We start from the raw sequence: 15,727 nt of genomic DNA, 5'->3' as shown, positions 1-15,727 counted from the left end.
GCTGCCCTTGTGGCACTCCTGCACACATTCACAGGGGATTCATGGGGTGACTCGTGTCCCTCGTGAAACGGGGGACGCACGCGGACGGCCGATCCCGAGGAGCCGCAGGACCGCCGGGCGCGGAGACTGGTCCGGACCGTCCTGCCGTCCGTGGTGAGGTCCCGATGGCGTATGGCCTGGCACGTCGTGAGCTGGAACCGCGGGTCCCGCTGCGCCCGGGCGAGGGGGAGAAGCACCACCTCACCAGCCTGGAAGGGCTGGCCGCGCTGTCGCTGGACGCGCTCAGCTCGGTCGCGTACGGCCCCGAGGCCATCGTGCTGGTCCTGGTCGGTGCCGGGACCGCCGCGCTGGCCGCCACCCTGCCGGTCACGCTGGCGATCACCTTCCTGCTCGCGGCGCTCGTCGTGTCGTACGCCCAGGTCATCGCCGTGCACCCGGACGGCGGAGGCGCCTACGCGGTGGCCAAGAAGGACCTGGGCGCGATGTCCAGCCTGCTCGCCGCGGCCAGTCTGGTCGTCGACTACGTCCTCACGGTCTGCGTCAGCCTCACCGCGGGCGCGGACGCCCTGGCCTCCGCGTTCCCCGGCCTGGCCCGGGACAAGCTGCTGGTGTGCCTGGTGGGCCTCGCGCTGCTGACCGCCGTGAACCTGCGCGGTGTGACCGACAGCGCCCGGGTGCTGATGCTGCCGACCGTGCTGTTCGTCGTCGCCGTCCTCGGTGTCGTCGTGGGCGGCCTCCTCCGCTCCCATCCGGCGGCGGTGGTGGGCACCGCGCAGCCCGTCCAGGTGCACGAGACCCTGGGGCTCCTGCTCCTCCTCAAGGCGTTCTCGTCCGGCTGCTCGGCGCTCACGGGCGTGGAGGCCATCGCCAACGCCGTGCCGACCTTCCGCACCCCGCGGGTCAGGCGGGCCCAGCGCACCGAGTTCATGCTGGGCGGGCTGCTGGGCCTGATGCTGATCGGCATCGCCGTGCTGATCCGCCGCGACCACGTCGCCCCGCGCGGCGGCGTCACCGTCCTGGCCCAGCTCACCGCGGGCGCCTACGGCGACGGCTGGGCGTACTACGCCACCAACCTGATCGTCACCCTGGTCCTGCTGCTCGCGGCGAACACCAGCTTCGGCGGGCTCCCGGTGCTGATGAGCCTGCTGGCCCGCGACCACCGGCTGCCCCACCTGTTCGGGCTGCGCGCCGAACGGCCCGTCTACCGCTACGGCGTGGTGGCGCTGGGCCTGCTGGCCGCGCTGCTGCTCGTCGCGTCCGACGCCGACACCCACCGGCTGATCCCGCTGTTCGCGATCGGGGTGTTCATCGGCTTCACCCTCAGCCAGCTCGGTCTCGTCCGGCACTGGGCCACGGAGCGACCCCCGGGCTGGAAGCACCGCGCGCTCATCAACGGCACCGGGGCGGTGCTCACCACCGTGGCCGGGCTGATCCTCCTGTTCACCAAGTTCCTGGAGGGCGCCTGGGTGGTCGTGATCGCCGTGCCGCTGCTGATGCTGCTGTTCTCCCGCATCCAGCGCTACTACACGGAAGTCGGCGAGGAACTGGGCCTCGGCCGTATCCCCGACCCGCCCGCGCCGCGCCCCGGCAGCCTGGTGATCGTCCCGCTCGGCGACGTCAGCAAGCTCGCCCGGCACGCCATCGGCGCCGCCCTCGCGCTGGGCGACGAGGTGGTCGCCGTCGCCGTCCACAACGACCCGGACAAGACCCGCGCCCTGCAGGAGGCGTGGGCGCGCTGGGACCCCGGGGTACGCCTCGACATCATCGACAGCCCGCACCGCTCCCTGGTCCAGCCGATGGTCGAGTACGTGCGGGACGCGGCCCGGGACGGCCGGCAGATCGCCGTGCTGATCCCCGAGGCCGAACCCCGGCACCGCCGCTACGAGATCCTGCAGAACCAGCGGGGCCTGCTGCTGGCGACCGTACTGCGGGCCCGCACCGACGTGGCGGTGTGCATGCTGCCGTACCGGCTGCGGATGTGAGGCGGGCGGCGCCGGGGCTGCGGCCACGGCCGGCGGAGTTCCGCCGACGTACGGAGCCGTCGAAGCGCACGGCACGGCAGGCTGCTCAGGGGCGCGGGGAACTGCGCGACCAGCCCCCACTCACCCGCAGCCATGGAACCGGCCTCCTGGCGGAGCGTCACGCGTCCGCCAGCCGCGCCTCCTCCAGGTCCAGCGAGCGCTGGAGCCGGCGGCGTGTGGTGTCGCTGATGCGGTGGCCGTCGTAGAGGCGCCGGAGTTCCTCCGTCTCCACGGTGATCAGGTCGCGGCGCAGCTGGCGGTAGACGAGGTCGGCGGATTCGGTGGCCGTCGCCGTGCCGTCGCTCTCGGCGAGGCGGTCGCGGGCGTCCTCCAGGCGGGCGTTGAGGCCGCGGCGCAGCCGGTCGAGGACGACGTCCGGTACGGCCTCCAGCTCGGCCAGTTCCTCCAGCCGGGCGAGTCCGGCACGGGCGAGGCGGGAGCGGGCCTCGACCTCCTCGCGTTCGGTGTGCGCGGGCTCCAGGGCGATCCCGGAGCGCCGGACGACCGGAGCCAGGGTGAAGCCCTGGACGACGAGGGTGACCACCACGACCGAGGTGGTGAGGACCAGGACCAGGGGGCGGTCCGCCAGCGCGGAGCCGTCCTTCGCGAACTCCGGGATGGACAGGGCGGCGGCCAGCGGCATCACACCCCGGGTGCCGGCCCAGGTCAGGACCATCGGCACCCGCCAGTTCAGGCGGCCGATGCCGCCCCTGCGCTGGACGACGGCCGACAGCGGTGCGAGCCACAGCAGGCGTACGGCGACGAGCGTGGCCGCGACGGCGAGGGCGTACAGCGGCCAGGCCCGGTCTCCGTCGGCCAGCGCCCGCACCTGCGCGGGCAGCGCCAGCCCTATCAGCGAGAAGACCACGCTCTCCAGCAGGAACACGACCGTGCCGTACACGGCGTGCAGCTGGAGCCTTATGCGCGCGTTGGTGAGGCGGTCGCCGCGGCCGCCCAGGACCACCCCGGCCACCACGCACGAGGTCACCCCGGAGGTGTGCGCGGCCTCCGCCAGGAGATACGCGGCGTAGGGGGTGACCAGGGCGATCACCGTCTCCAGGACCGGCTCCTCGGTGCGCCGCCGGATCAGGGCCACCACCCCGGCCACCGCGGCGCCGATCACCGTGCCGCCGCCGGCCAGCAGCAGGAACTCGCCGCCCGCCGAGCCCCAGTTCGCCGCCGCCGACGCGACCGCGATGCCCGCGGCCACCCGGACCAGCACCAGGGAGGTCGCGTCGTTGAACAGGCTCTCCGCCTGGACGAGGACCTGCACCCTCGGCGGCAGGGCGAGCCTGCGGCCGAGCGCGGTCACCGCCACCGGGTCGGTGCTGGCCAGCACCGCGCCCAGCACCAGCGCCATCTGCCAGGACAGCGGTGTCACCGTGGCGGCCACCGCGCCCACGGCCGCGGCCGAGGCGAGGACCAGGCCGATGGCGAGGATCCCGACCGGCTTCCACACCGCGCGCAGCTCCCGCCAGGGCATCTCCTCGGCGCTCGCGTACAGCAGCGGCGGCAGCACGACTAGCCCGATGACCTCGGGGCTGATCTCGATCTGCGGGGTGCCCGGCAGCAGGGCCACGGCGAGGCCGGCGACGACGAGCAGGGAGGGCGCCGGGATGCGCCACCGGCGCGCGAAGGTCGCCACGACGGTGGCCAGTACGACCAGTGCGAGAACCGTGCCGACGCTGCGCATGCCGTCCCCCTGGGGCTTCACAGGAGCCACCCTGGCTCCCAGCCGACCAGACTTCCCGGCACACCGCTTTCACCCTATCCGGCCACGGCACGTCAAGACAGTGTCAAGGTCCCCGGGACCGGTGCCAAGGAATCGCTAACACGGGCACCCGCCGGCGCCCTGGAGCGCTTCCTTGAGAGCAGTGACCCGCCCTCCCGAGGGAGTTGAGCCAGTGAGCGGAGCGCGTCGGCGGCGATGAGTGACGTACGGCCCGGACGACTGAAGATCTACCTCGGGGCTGCCCCGGGAGTCGGCAAGACCTACCGGATGCTCGACGAGGGGCGGCGCCGTGCCGCCCGCGGGGCGGACGTGGTGGTGGGCTTCGCCGAGTGCCACGGGCGGCCGCGCACCGAGGCCATGCTGGACGGTCTGGAGATCGTCCCGCGGGCCCGGTGCGGCTACCGGGGCGGTGAGTTCGAGGAGATGGACCTGGCCGCGGTGCTGGCCCGGCGGCCGCAGACCGCGATCGTGGACGAGTTCGCCCACAGCAACGTCCCGGGCGGCGGCCGCAACCCCAAGCGGTGGCAGGACATCGAGGAACTCCTCGCGGCCGGCATCGACGTGATCACCGCGCTGAACATCCAGCACCTGGAGTCCCTCAACGACGTGGTCGAGAAGATCACGCACGTACCCCAGCACGAGACGGTCCCGGACGACGTCGTGCGCCGCGCCCACCAGCTGGAACTGGTCGACATGCCCCCGGAGGGGCTGCGCCGGCGCATGGCGCACGGCAACATCTACGCGCCCGAGAAGATCGACGCGGCCCTCGCCAACTACTTCCGCCCCGGCAACCTGACCGCGCTGCGCCAGCTGGCGCTGCTGTGGGTGGCCGGCCGGGTCGACGAGGCGCTCCAGGAGTACCGCACCGAGCACGGCATAGGCCGGGTGTGGGAGACCCGCGAGCGGGTGGTCGTCGCGCTGACCGGTGGGCCGGAGGGGGACACGCTGGTCCGGCGGGCCGCGCGGATCGCCGCCCTCCCCCAAGCTCTCAACTTCGTTCGAGCAGGGGGGACCCCCATCGCCGGGGGCGACCTGCTCGCCGTGCACGTGGCCCGCAGCGACGGCCTGGCCGCCGGTGTCTCGCACGCCTCACTGGCCCGGCAGCGCCGCCTGGTGGAGGACCTGGGCGGCAGTTACCACTCGGTGGTCGGCGACGACATCGCGACGACGCTGGTGGAGTTCGCCCGCGCCGAGAACGCCACCCAGCTGGTGCTCGGCACCAGCCGCCGGGGACGGCTGGAACGGTTCGTCACCGGGCCCGGCACCGGCGAGACCGTCACCGAGCTGTCCGGCGACATCGACGTCCACCGCGTCACCCACGAGCGGGCCGGGCGCGGCACCCTGCTGCCCTCCCGGCGGCGCACCCTGTCCACCGCGCGCCTGATCGCCGGACCGGTGGCCGGTCTCGTGCTCCCGGTGCTGCTCACGGTCGTCCTCGCCCAGGTGCGCGGGACCCTGAACCTGACCAGCGAGGCGCTGCTGTTCCTGCTCGCCGTGGTGGGCGTGGCGTGCATAGGCGGGGTCACCTCGGCGGTGATCGCGTCGATCACGGCGTCGCTGCTGCTGAACTACTGGTTCATCCCGCCGATCGGAGCGTTCACGCTGGACGATCCGAACGCGTTGCTCGCCCTCGCGGTGTTCATGGTCGTCGCGGCCGTGGTGGCCGCGGTCGTCGACCGCTCCCTCAGACTGTCCCGGCGCTCCGCGCGGGCCACCGCCGAGGCCGAGACCATGTCGTCCCTGGCCGGCACCATCGTGCGCGGCGGCGCGACCATCCCGGCGCTGCTCGAGCGCACCCGGGAGACCTTCGGGATGGAGTCGGCGGAGCTGGTGGACGAGCGGCCCGACGCCGCGGACGTGACCGCCGTACCGGCCGGTCCCGGGGCGCACCTGGTGCTGCGCGGCCGCACGCTGTCGTCCTCCGAGCGGCGGGTGCTGGCCGCGTTCGCCGCGCACGTCGGCTCCGCGGTGGAGCGGGCCCGGCTGGCCGAGGCGGCGGCCGAGGTCGAGCCCGTCAAGGCCGCCGACCGGATGCGTACGGCGCTGCTGCGGGCCGTCGGCCACGACCTGCGCACCCCGCTGGCCGCGGGCTGGTCCGCGGTCACCTCCCTGCGCAGCAGCGAGGTCGAGTTCTCCGCCGCCGACCGCGAGGAACTCCTCGCCACCGCCGACGAGTCCATGGCCAAGCTCAACCGCCTGGTGGAGAACCTCCTCGATCTCAGCCGCCTGGAGGCGGGCGCGCTCACGCTGAACCTGCGCGCGACCTCCCTGGAAGAGGTGCTGCCCACGGCACTGGCGGACGTCCCCGGTGTCGAGGTGGCGGACACCGAGGCGATCCCGGCGGTGCTGGCCGACCCGCCGCTGCTGGAGCGGGTGATCGCCAACCTCGCCGGCAACGCCGCCCGGCACACCCCGCCCGGCCGGAAGGTGCTGGTCACCGCCAGCACGCTGGCGGGGCGGGTGGAGCTGAGGGTCGTGGACCGGGGGCCCGGGCTTCCGCAGGCCGGCCGGGAGCGCCTCTTCGAGCCGTTCCAGCGGCTCGGCGACAACGACAACACCACCGGCCTCGGCCTCGGCCTCGCCCTCGCCCGCGGTCTGACCGAGGCCATGAGCGGCACCCTCACCCCCGAGGACACCCCGGGCGGCGGCCTGACCATGGTCGTGTCGCTGCCCTTCGCCGAACAGCACGCGCACCCTCAGGGCGCGCAGAGCGCAGGAGGTGCCTGATGAGCACCGAGACCAGCACATTCCGGCCGCACCGCGCCGGCCGGGCACGCCCGGCGCGGGCCGCGTGGCCGCTGCGGGACCGGCTCGCCCTCGCGGCGGGCGTGGTGGCCCCGCTCGTGGTGGCGGCCGCTCTCGTGCTGCTGCGCACGGATCTGTCGCGGACGAACTCCGCGCTGGTCCTCGTCGTGGTGGTCGTCGCGGTGGCGGCGCTGGGCAGCCGTACGGCGGGAGTCGTGGCGGCGCTGTCTGCGGCGGCCTGGTTCGACTTCTTTCTCACGCGGCCGTACGAGACGTTCGACATCGCCGCGTCCGGGGACGTGGCGACGGCCCTCCTGCTGCTCGTCGTCGGTCTGATCGTCTCCCAGCTCGCCGCCCGTGCCCGCCGTCTGGAGGTCGTCGCCGTGACCGACGCGGCCCACTTGGAGCGGATCCACCGCACGGCCGCCCTCGCCCAGTCCGCCAACGCCGCGGACACCGTGGGAGACCACGTGCGCGGTGAGCTGACCGAGCTGCTGGGGCTGCGCGCCTGCCGCTTCGAGTACGGCACCCTCGTCGGACGCCCGCCGCGGCTGGAGGAGGACGGCACCGTGACGGTGGGCCGGCACACCTGGGACGTCGACACCGGCGGCTGGCCCGAGGGCGAGACCGAGCTGCGGGCGTACGGCAACGGGCACTACCTGGGCCGGTTCATGCTCACCCCGGGCCCGGGGCCCGTACCGCCGCTCCAGGCCCGGCTGGTCGCCGTGACCCTGGCCGACCAGACCGGGGCCGCGCTGGACACCGCGGGGCCGGTCAGCTGAATCAGTCGAGCCCGGAGGCCTTGAACACGGCCTGCGCCGTCTCGGAGTCGACGCGCCGGGCCAGGCGCCGCAGGGCGGTGGTCCCGCACAGCAGCAGTCCGTCGTCGGCCGCCCTGCGCGCGCCCTCGTCCAGGCGGCGCCACAACTCCGGGTTGTGGACGAGGACTTCGGGATCGATCTCCACCCGGCCGCCGAGCGCGTCCTTCAGTACGAGCCGCTGGGCGACGCCGTCCAGGAACCGGACGGACACCAGCAGGTCCGTGCGGACGCGGCGTTCGCGCAGCAGCCGCCGCGAGGCCAGCCAGTCCTCGCCGGCCGAGACCCGGGCGGGGTACAGCACCAGGAACAGCAGCAGGGCGAGGGCGAACCACAGCGCGCAACGCCAGGGGGCCAGCCGGCCCGAGCCCCGGTCGACGAGCATGAGCAGGGCGAGCAGGACCCCGGCGCAACGGACCGAATCCCGCACGTCCTTGCGCCGTCGGTGGTCGTGTGCTGCCTGTTCCATGGCGGCGACGGTAAGGAGCCGAACGTCCGGACAGAACCACTTTGATGCGATCCTGACGAGTATCGGATGAATTTCGGGATGACCCGTCAGGATTCCGTCAAAGTCGGCCGGTTGGGCGCGAAGAAGCCGCAAGGGACAGCCGGGCCCGGCTGCAAACGGACACAACCTGGGTGCACCCGCGCACTGTTCACGTCTCGTGCGCGGTGGAACGAAGAAGGAGCACGCACCCATGTCCGTCCTGACCCTCCAGCCGGGCGCGGCGCCCGCCGACGAAGAACCGCCCGATACCGGGGAACGGCACCGCCTCACCGCCGTCACCGGCCTCGCCGCGCTGTCGCTGGACGCCATGGCGTCGGTGGCCTACGGACCGGAGGCGATCGTCCTGGTCCTGGCCGCCGCGGGCGCCCACGGCCTCGGCTTCACCCTGCCGGTCACCCTGGCCATCGCCGGACTGCTCGCGGTGCTGGTGGCGTCGTACCGGCAGGTCGTCGCGGCCTTCCCGGACGGCGGCGGCTCCTATGCGGTGGCCAGGACGCACCTCGGTGCGCGGACCGGCCTGGTGGCGGCGGCCTCGCTGATCCTGGACTACGTCCTCAACGTCGCCGTCGCGGTCACCGCGGGCGTGGCCGCCCTGACCTCCGCCTTCCCGGGACTGTACGACGACCGGTTGTGGCTGTGCCTGGCGGTGCTGGTGCTGATCACGGGCGTCAACCTGCGGGGCATCGTGGAGTCGGCGAAGGCGTTCATCGTGCCGACCGTCGTCTTCGTCGGCTCGATCTTCGTCCTCGTCGTGGCCGGCCTGTTCCGCTCCCACCCCGTGAGCACGGTCACCGCGGCCGGGCACGCCTCGGTCGTCCCGGACAACGCCACCACCGTGGGCACCCTGCTCCTGCTGAAGGCGTTCGCCTCCGGGTGCAGCGCCCTGACCGGTGTCGAGGCCATCGCCAACGCCGTCCCCTCCTTCCGTGTCCCGCGGGCCCGGCGGGCCCAGCGGGCCGAGGTCGCGCTCGGCGCCGTGCTCGGTCTGATGCTGATCGGCCTGTCGGTGCTGATCTCCCGCTTCCACCTTCAGCCGGTCGAGGGTGTCACGGTCCTCGCCCAGCTCGCGGACGCCTCGCTCGGCCACAACTGGGCCTTCTACGTCATCCAGTTCGCGACGATGGTCCTGCTGGCGCTGTCGGCCAACACCTCCTTCGGCGGTCTGCCGGTCCTGCTGAAGCTGCTCGCCCGCGACAACTACCTGCCGCACGTCTTCGCCCTGAAGGCCGACCGCCAGGTCCACCGGCACGGCGTGCTCGCCCTCGCCCTGGTCTCCGCGGCCCTGCTGGTCTTCTCGGGCGGCGACACCAACACTCTCGTGCCCCTGTTCGCCATCGGGGTGTTCGTCGGCTTCACGATCGCCCAGGTGGGCATGGTCCGGCACTGGCGCCTGGAGCGCGGCAGGGGCTGGCAGGGCAAGGCCCTGCTGAACGGCTTCGGCGCGCTGCTCACCGGCGTCGCGACCGTCGTCGTCACCGCGAGCAAGTTCACGGAGGGCGCCTGGCTGATCGTGGTCACGCTGCCCCTGCTGGTCGCCGCCTTCGGTGCCGTGCACCGTGCCTACGCCCGGATCGGCCGGCGGCTCGGCCTCGGCCGCATACCCGAGGCCCCGCACCGCGACCGCTCGCTCGTGATCGTCCCCGTCTCGTCCCTGTCCCGGCTGACCTCCGAGGCGCTGACGGCGGCCGCCTCGCTGGGTGACGAGGTCCGGGCGGTGACCGTCTGCTACCCGGACCCCGAGGACCGCACCCAGCTGCACGCCCTGGAGCGTGCCTGGGCCGAATGGGACCCGGGGGTGGAGCTGGTGCGGCTGCGTTGCGAGCGGCGCAGCCTGGGCCGCCCCATCGCCGGGTACGTCCGCGAGGTGGCCGCCGAGGAGCCCGCCACACGGGTCACCGTGCTGATCCCGGAGGCCGAGCCGGAGCGGCTCTGGCAGCGGCTGCTGCAGAACCAGCGGGGTGCCGTCGTCGCACACGCCGTACGGCGCGAGACGGACGCGGTGATCTGCCGGCTGCGCTTCCGGCTGATGTGAGCCAGGTCACCGACCGTCACGGCCGCATACCGGCCGGTACGGATCAGGGGCCGTAAGGGACCCGTCAAAGCCGTGCGGGACGCCGTATGAGGGTCGTCAACGGGTGGCCGGATTCCGCCACGGAGGCGCTTTCCTCGAATCGTCCGTTTCAACCGAACCTCACTCCAGGAGTTCGCGATGGCCGATCTGGCCTTCGTCGTCACCGTGATCGCGGGTTTCGCGCTGGTGGCTCTTGTCGCCAAGGGGGTGACGAAGCTGTGACCGCCGAGAACATCGTCGGCCTGGTCGTGGCCGTCGCCCTGCTGGGCTATCTCGTCCTCGCCCTGATCTTCCCGGAGAGGTTCTGAGAGCCGACATGGGTCCCGTACTGGCAGGCGTGCTCCAGCTGCTCGCCCTGATAGGCGCGCTGGCGCTCGTTTATGTCCCCGTTGGCAACTACATGGCCCGGGTCTACTCCTCGACCAAGCACCTGCGGGTGGAGAAGTGGATCTACAAGGCCATCGGCGCCAACCCCGACGCCGAGATGACCTGGCCCGCGTACCTGCGCGGTGTCCTCGCCTTCTCGGCCGTGAGCGTCCTGTTCCTCTACCTGCTGCAGCGGCTCCAGGGCATCCTGCCCGGCTCGCTGCACTTCTCCTCCGTCAACCCGGCGCAGTCGTTCAACACGGCCGTGTCCTTCGTGACCAACACCAACTGGCAGTCGTACTACGGCGAGCAGACCATGGGTCACGTCGTGCAGACCGCCGGTCTGGCCGTGCAGAACTTCCTTTCCGCGGCCGTCGGCATCGCGGTGGCGGTGGCGCTGGTGCGCGGGTTCGCGCGTTCGCGCACGGGTGAGCTGGGCAACTTCTGGTCCGACCTGGTGCGCGGCACGCTGCGGATCCTGGTGCCGGGTGCGGTCATCGCCGCCGTCGTGCTGGTGGCGTGCGGTGCGATCCAGAACTTCTCCGGGATCCACGAGGTCGGCCAGTTCATGGGCGGCTCGCAGCAGTGGAACGGCGGCGCGGTCGCCTCCCAGGAGGCCATCAAGGAGCTGGGCACCAACGGTGGCGGCTACTTCAACGCCAACAGTGCCCACCCGTTCGAGAATCCGACGCCGTTCACCAACCTGTTCGAGATCTTCCTGATCCTGGTGATCCCGTTCTCGCTGACCCGCACCTTCGGCGTGATGGTCGGTTCGGTGAAGCAGGGCTACGCCATCCTCGCCACGATGTTCACCATCTGGCTGGGCTTCGTCGCCCTGATGATGTGGACCGAGTTCGCCCACCACGGCCCGGCGCTGCAGGCGGCCGGCGGGGCGATGGAGGGCAAGGAGGTCCGCTTCGGGATCGGCTCCTCGTCGATCTTCGCGGTGTCGACCACGCTCACCTCGACCGGTGCGGTGGACTCCTTCCACTCCTCCTTCACCGGGCTCGGCGGCGGCATCACGATGCTGAGCATGATGCTGGGCGAGATCGCGCCCGGTGGTACCGGCTCCGGCCTCTACGGCATGCTGATCATGGCGGTCATCGCGGTGTTCATCGCCGGTCTGATGGTCGGCCGTACGCCCGAGTACCTGGGCAAGAAGATCGGCGCCCGCGAGATGAAGCTGGCGGCTGCCTACATCCTGATCACCCCGGCGCTGGTGCTGGTGTTCGGCGCGGCTTCCATGGCGCTGCCGACCCCGCCGCACTCGATGCTCAACTCGGGCGCGCACGGCTTCTCCGAGGTCCTGTACGCCTTCACCTCGGCGGCGAACAACAACGGTTCGGCCTTCGCCGGCCTGAACGCGAACACCGACTGGTTCAACACCATGACCGGCCTCGCGATGCTGTTCGGCCGCTTCCTGCCCATGATCTTCGTTCTGGCGCTGGCCGGCTCGCTCGCCGGGCAGAAGCCCGTCCCGGTGACCGCGGGCACCCTGCGCACCGAAAAGCCGCTGTTCACCGGCCTGCTGGTGGGCGCGATCCTGATCATCACCGGTCTCACGTACTTCCCGGCCCTCGCCCTGGGTCCGCTCGCGGAAGGACTGGCGTGATGAGCACCGACGTACAGAAGCACGAGGACTCGATGTCCACTTCCACTCTCGCGCCCCATCAGGACGCCCCGACCGGGCACAAGCCCACCGAAAGCCGTGTCGGCGCGGGCCTGTTCGACCCCAAGCAACTGATCAAGTCGCTGCCGGAGGCGTTCCGCAAGCTCGACCCGCGGGTGATGGTCAAGTCCCCCGTGATGTTCGTGGTGTGGATCGGCTCCGTACTGACCACGGTGTTCTCCTTCAAGGACCCGGGCGACTGGTTCGGCTGGACGATCAGCGCCTGGCTGTGGCTGACCGTGATCTTCGCCAACCTCGCCGAGGCCGTCGCCGAGGGCCGCGGCAAGGCGCAGGCCGACACCCTGCGCAAGGCCAAGACCGACACGGTGGCGCGCCGGCTGCTCGAGGACGGATCCGAGGAGCAGGTGCCGGGAACGGCGCTGACCATCGGCGACCTGGTGGTCTGCGAGGCGGGCGACATCATCCCCGGTGACGGTGACGTCGTCGAGGGAGTCGCGTCCGTCGACGAGTCGGCGATCACCGGTGAATCGGCCCCCGTCATCCGTGAGTCCGGCGGTGACCGGTCCGCGGTGACGGGTGGTACGAAGGTGCTGTCCGACCGCATCGTCATCAAGATCACGACGAAGCCCGGCGAGACCTTCATCGACCGGATGATCAACCTGGTCGAGGGCGCCGCGCGCCAGAAGACGCCCAACGAGATCGCGCTGAACATCCTGCTCGCCTCGCTGACGATCGTCTTCCTGCTCGCAGTGGCCACCCTGCCGCCGTTCGCCGACTACGCGGGCACGCACCTGACGATGGTCGTGCTGGTCGCCCTGCTGGTCTGTCTGATCCCGACCACCATCGGCGCCCTGCTCTCCGCGATCGGCATCGCGGGCATGGACCGGCTGGTGCAGCGCAACGTGCTGGCGATGTCGGGCCGTGCGGTCGAGGCCGCCGGTGACGTCTCCACGCTGCTGCTCGACAAGACCGGCACCATCACCCTCGGCAACCGCCGGGCCGCCGAGTTCGTGCCGGTGAAGGGCACCACGGAGGCGGAGGTCGCGGACGCGGCCCAGCTGTCCTCCCTCGCGGACGAGACGCCCGAGGGCCGCTCCATCGTCGTCCTGGCGAAGGAGAAGTACGGGCTGCGCGAACGCCACCAGGGCGAGCTGGCGCAGGCCGAGTGGATCGCCTTCACCGCCCAGACCCGCATGTCGGGTGTGGACGTCGACGGCCGCAAGGTCCGCAAGGGCGCCACCGCCTCGGTCATCGCCTGGGTCCAGGAGCGGGGCGGCACGGTCGCCAAGGACGCCGACACGGTCGCGAACCGGATCTCCGAGGCCGGCGGCACCCCGCTGCTGGTCGCGGTCGAGGACGAGCAGGGCGCCCGCGTCCTGGGCGTCATTTACTTGAAGGACGTCGTCAAGGAGGGCATGCGGGAGCGGTTCGAGGAACTGCGCCGCATGGGCATCAAGACGGTCATGATCACGGGCGACAACCCGCTGACCGCCAAGGCGATCGCCGAGGAGGCGGGCGTCGACGACTTCCTCGCGGAGGCCACTCCCGAGGACAAGATGGCCCTCATCAAGCGGGAGCAGGCCGGCGGCAAGCTGGTCGCGATGACCGGTGACGGCACCAACGACGCCCCGGCCCTCGCGCAGGCGGACGTCGGTGTGGCGATGAACACCGGTACGTCGGCCGCCAAGGAGGCCGGCAACATGGTCGACCTCGACTCCAACCCGACCAAGCTCATCGAGATCGTCGAGATCGGCAAGCAGCTCCTGATCACCCGCGGTGCGCTGACCACGTTCTCCATCGCCAACGACGTCGCGAAGTACTTCGCGATCATCCCGGCCATGTTCGCCGTGGTCTACCCGGGCCTGGACAGGCTCAACATCATGGGCCTGTCCTCGCCGAACTCCGCGATCCTGTCCGCGGTCATCTTCAACGCGCTGATCATCATCGCGCTGGTGCCGCTCTCCCTCAAGGGCGTGCAGTACCGGCCGGTGAGCGCCGACAAGATGCTCCGCCGCAACCTCGGGATCTACGGCATCGGCGGCCTGGTCGCCCCCTTCATCGGCATCAAGATCATCGACCTGCTCATCTCCCTCATCCCCGGAATCGGCTGATCGCCATGAACAACTCCGTAACGAACACCGCCCGGTTGCTCGGGGCGGGCCTCAGGGCCCTCCTCGTGCTGACCCTGGTGACCGGCGTCATCTACCCGCTGGTCGTCACCGGCATCGCCCAGGGGCTGTTCGGCGACAAGGCGAACGGCTCCGAGATCAAGGCGGACGGCAAGGTCGTCGGCTCGTCCCTGATCGGACAACAGGGCTACAGCCTCCAGTACTTCCAGCCGCGCCCTGCCGGCGGACTCGGTACGAACTCGGTCAACACCCAGTACAAGCTGGTCCTTTCGGGCGCGACCAACCTCGCCGCCGACAGCAAGGTCCTGCTCAAGCAGGTCGAGGATGCCAAGGCCAAGGTGGTCAAGGACAACTCCGTGCCGGGTTACACCGTCAGCCCCGCACAGGTCCCCGCCGACGCCGTCACCTCCTCCGGCTCCGGCCTGGACCCGGCAATCTCCCCGGAGTACGCCGAACTCCAGGTGCACCGCGTCGCCGCGAAGAACGATCTCCCGGTCGCGCAGGTGGAGAAGCTGGTCGAGGACCACACCGAGGGCCGCACCCTGGGCTTCATCGGCGAGCCCCGGGTGAACGTCCTCGAACTCAACATCGCGCTCAAGGATCTCGCGGCCGAGCAGTGACGGCCTTACGCGACCCGCACGGGAGCCGGCGGCCCGGGAGACATCCCGGCACCGTCGGCTCCCGCAGCCATGACAGGAGAGGCGTACACCCATGACCCGGGTGCTCGTGGTGGAGGACGACCCGCAGCTCGTACGGGCCCTCGTGATCAATCTGCAGGCCCGCAAGTACGGCGTCGACGCGGCCCCCGACGGCGCCACCGCGCTGCGGCTGGCGGCGGCCCGCCAGCCGGACGTGGTGCTGCTCGACCTCGGCCTGCCCGACATGGACGGTGTCGACGTCATCAAGGCGGTACGCGGCTGGACCCGGGTGCCGATCCTGGTCCTGTCGGCCCGCCAGTCCTCCGACGAGAAGGTCTCCGCCCTCGACGCCGGTGCCGACGACTACATCACCAAGCCGTTCAGCATGGACGAACTCCTGGCCCGGCTGCGGGCCGCCGTCCGCCGCACCGAGGACCTGCCGACGGTCCCGGAGACCACACTGGTGCGGACGGACGGGTTCACCATCGACCTGCTCGCGAAGAAGGTCGTACGGGACGGCCGCGACGTACGCCTCACCCCGACCGAATGGCACCTGCTGGAGATCCTGGTCACCCACCCCGGCCGCCTGATCACCCAGAAGCAGCTGCTGCACGAGGTCTGGGGCGTCTCCCAGGGCAACAAGACCAACTATCTGCGGGTCTACATGGCCCAGTTGCGACGCAAACTCGAGTTCGACCCCTCGAGTCCCCGCTATCTCATCACCGAGCCCGGCATGGGCTACCGCTTCGAAGGGTGACCATGGCACGCGGCAGACTCCGTATCTACCTCGGCGCGGCACCGGGCGTCGGCAAGACCTACGCCATGCTGTCCGAGGCGCACCGCCGGGTGGAGCGCGGCACCGACTGCGTGGTCGCGTTCGTCGAGCACCACCACCGGCCGCGCACCGAGGTGATGCTGCACGGCCTGGAGCAGATACCGCGCAAGGAGATCGAGTACCGGGACAGCGCCTTCACCGAGATGGACGTCGACGCGGTGCTGCGCCGCGCCCCCGCCGTCGCCCTCGTGGACGAGCTGGCGCACACCAACGTCCCCGGCTCGCGCAACGCCA

General features: G+C 71.5%; 11 protein-coding genes and 1 pseudogene. 10 read left to right on the top strand and 2 right to left on the bottom strand.

The window, feature by feature from the left end:
• Positions 1 to 164: 164 nt before the first annotated feature.
• Entirely contained in the window at positions 165 to 1,982 is a 1,818-nt protein-coding gene (locus AC07DS_RS41255; protein ID WP_479153876.1) for an APC family permease, read from the top strand.
• Between the two features lie 157 nt (positions 1,983 to 2,139).
• Here the strand turns inward: AC07DS_RS41255 and AC07DS_RS41250 are convergent, their stop codons facing one another.
• Entirely contained in the window at positions 2,140 to 3,714 is a 1,575-nt protein-coding gene (locus AC07DS_RS41250) for a Na+/H+ antiporter (RefSeq protein WP_479153927.1), read from the bottom strand.
• A gap of 234 nt (positions 3,715 to 3,948) precedes the next feature.
• On the opposite strand from AC07DS_RS41250, the gene AC07DS_RS41245 reads away from it, so the two are divergent.
• Positions 3,949 to 6,480, top strand: a complete 2,532-nt coding sequence (locus tag AC07DS_RS41245; RefSeq protein WP_479153875.1) for a sensor histidine kinase — start codon at positions 3,949 to 3,951, stop codon at positions 6,478 to 6,480.
• Positions 6,480 to 7,280 (top strand): DUF4118 domain-containing protein, encoded by an 801-nt coding sequence (locus tag AC07DS_RS41240; protein ID WP_479153874.1) that lies wholly within the window; start codon positions 6,480 to 6,482, stop codon positions 7,278 to 7,280. The genes AC07DS_RS41245 and AC07DS_RS41240 overlap by 1 nt, the downstream gene beginning before the upstream one ends.
• A 1-nt stretch (position 7,281) precedes the next feature.
• On the opposite strand, the gene AC07DS_RS41235 is transcribed toward AC07DS_RS41240, so the two are convergent.
• A complete protein-coding gene (locus tag AC07DS_RS41235) occupies positions 7,282 to 7,785 on the bottom strand; it encodes a hypothetical protein (protein ID WP_479153873.1) in 504 nt (167 codons plus the stop codon).
• A 229-nt stretch (positions 7,786 to 8,014) separates the two neighbouring features.
• On the opposite strand from AC07DS_RS41235, the gene AC07DS_RS41230 reads away from it, so the two are divergent.
• From AC07DS_RS41230 to AC07DS_RS41200, 7 genes and pseudogenes are all read left to right on the top strand, one after another.
• Positions 8,015 to 9,856, top strand: a complete 1,842-nt coding sequence (locus tag AC07DS_RS41230) for an APC family permease (protein ID WP_479153872.1) — start codon at positions 8,015 to 8,017, stop codon at positions 9,854 to 9,856.
• A 257-nt stretch (positions 9,857 to 10,113) separates the two neighbouring features.
• Entirely contained in the window at positions 10,114 to 10,203 is a 90-nt protein-coding gene (gene kdpF / locus AC07DS_RS41225) for a K(+)-transporting ATPase subunit F (protein WP_016434100.1), read from the top strand.
• Between the two features lie 8 nt (positions 10,204 to 10,211).
• On the top strand, positions 10,212 to 11,873 hold the full coding sequence (kdpA, locus tag AC07DS_RS41220) for a potassium-transporting ATPase subunit KdpA (protein ID WP_479153871.1): 1,662 nt from the start codon (positions 10,212 to 10,214) through the stop codon (positions 11,871 to 11,873).
• Complete coding sequence (gene kdpB, locus AC07DS_RS41215; RefSeq protein ID WP_479153870.1) at positions 11,873 to 14,002, top strand: potassium-transporting ATPase subunit KdpB; 2,130 nt, start codon at positions 11,873 to 11,875, stop codon at positions 14,000 to 14,002. The genes kdpA and kdpB overlap by 1 nt, the downstream gene beginning before the upstream one ends.
• Positions 14,003 to 14,007: 5 nt before the next feature.
• Positions 14,008 to 14,640 carry a potassium-transporting ATPase subunit C gene (locus tag AC07DS_RS41210; RefSeq protein ID WP_479153869.1) on the top strand — a complete coding sequence of 211 codons (633 nt, stop codon included), beginning with the start codon at positions 14,008 to 14,010 and terminating at the stop codon, positions 14,638 to 14,640.
• 91 nt (positions 14,641 to 14,731) lie between these two features.
• The gene (locus AC07DS_RS41205) at positions 14,732 to 15,415 is read left to right on the top strand and encodes a response regulator (protein WP_479153868.1); all 684 of its coding nucleotides are present in this window, start codon (positions 14,732 to 14,734) and stop codon (positions 15,413 to 15,415) included.
• A 2-nt stretch (positions 15,416 to 15,417) separates the two neighbouring features.
• A pseudogene (locus AC07DS_RS41200) lies at positions 15,418 to 15,727 on the top strand (histidine kinase); the annotation flags it as partial.

The sequence above is a fragment of the Streptomyces sp. NPDC044064 genome, from assembly GCF_056434245.1.
The sequence above is the reverse complement of the archived record's forward strand: the minus strand, read 5'-3'. Positions and strand labels throughout refer to the sequence as shown.

Excerpts from the sequence above, each read along its gene's own strand:
- AC07DS_RS41240 (WP_479153874.1), top strand. The coding sequence starts at position 6,480 with ATGAGCACCGAGACCAGCACATTCCGGCCGCACCGCGCCGGCCGGGCA.
- AC07DS_RS41250 (WP_479153927.1), bottom strand. The coding sequence starts at position 3,714 with ATGCGCAGCGTCGGCACGGTTCTCGCACTGGTCGTACTGGCCACCGTC.
- AC07DS_RS41205 (WP_479153868.1), top strand. The coding sequence starts at position 14,732 with ATGACCCGGGTGCTCGTGGTGGAGGACGACCCGCAGCTCGTACGGGCC.
- kdpA (WP_479153871.1), top strand. The coding sequence starts at position 10,212 with ATGGGTCCCGTACTGGCAGGCGTGCTCCAGCTGCTCGCCCTGATAGGC.
- kdpB (WP_479153870.1), top strand. The coding sequence starts at position 11,873 with ATGAGCACCGACGTACAGAAGCACGAGGACTCGATGTCCACTTCCACT.
- AC07DS_RS41245 (WP_479153875.1), top strand. The coding sequence starts at position 3,949 with ATGAGTGACGTACGGCCCGGACGACTGAAGATCTACCTCGGGGCTGCC.
- AC07DS_RS41230 (WP_479153872.1), top strand. The coding sequence starts at position 8,015 with ATGTCCGTCCTGACCCTCCAGCCGGGCGCGGCGCCCGCCGACGAAGAA.
- AC07DS_RS41210 (WP_479153869.1), top strand. The coding sequence starts at position 14,008 with ATGAACAACTCCGTAACGAACACCGCCCGGTTGCTCGGGGCGGGCCTC.
- AC07DS_RS41255 (WP_479153876.1), top strand. The coding sequence starts at position 165 with ATGGCGTATGGCCTGGCACGTCGTGAGCTGGAACCGCGGGTCCCGCTG.
- AC07DS_RS41235 (WP_479153873.1), bottom strand. The coding sequence starts at position 7,785 with ATGGAACAGGCAGCACACGACCACCGACGGCGCAAGGACGTGCGGGAT.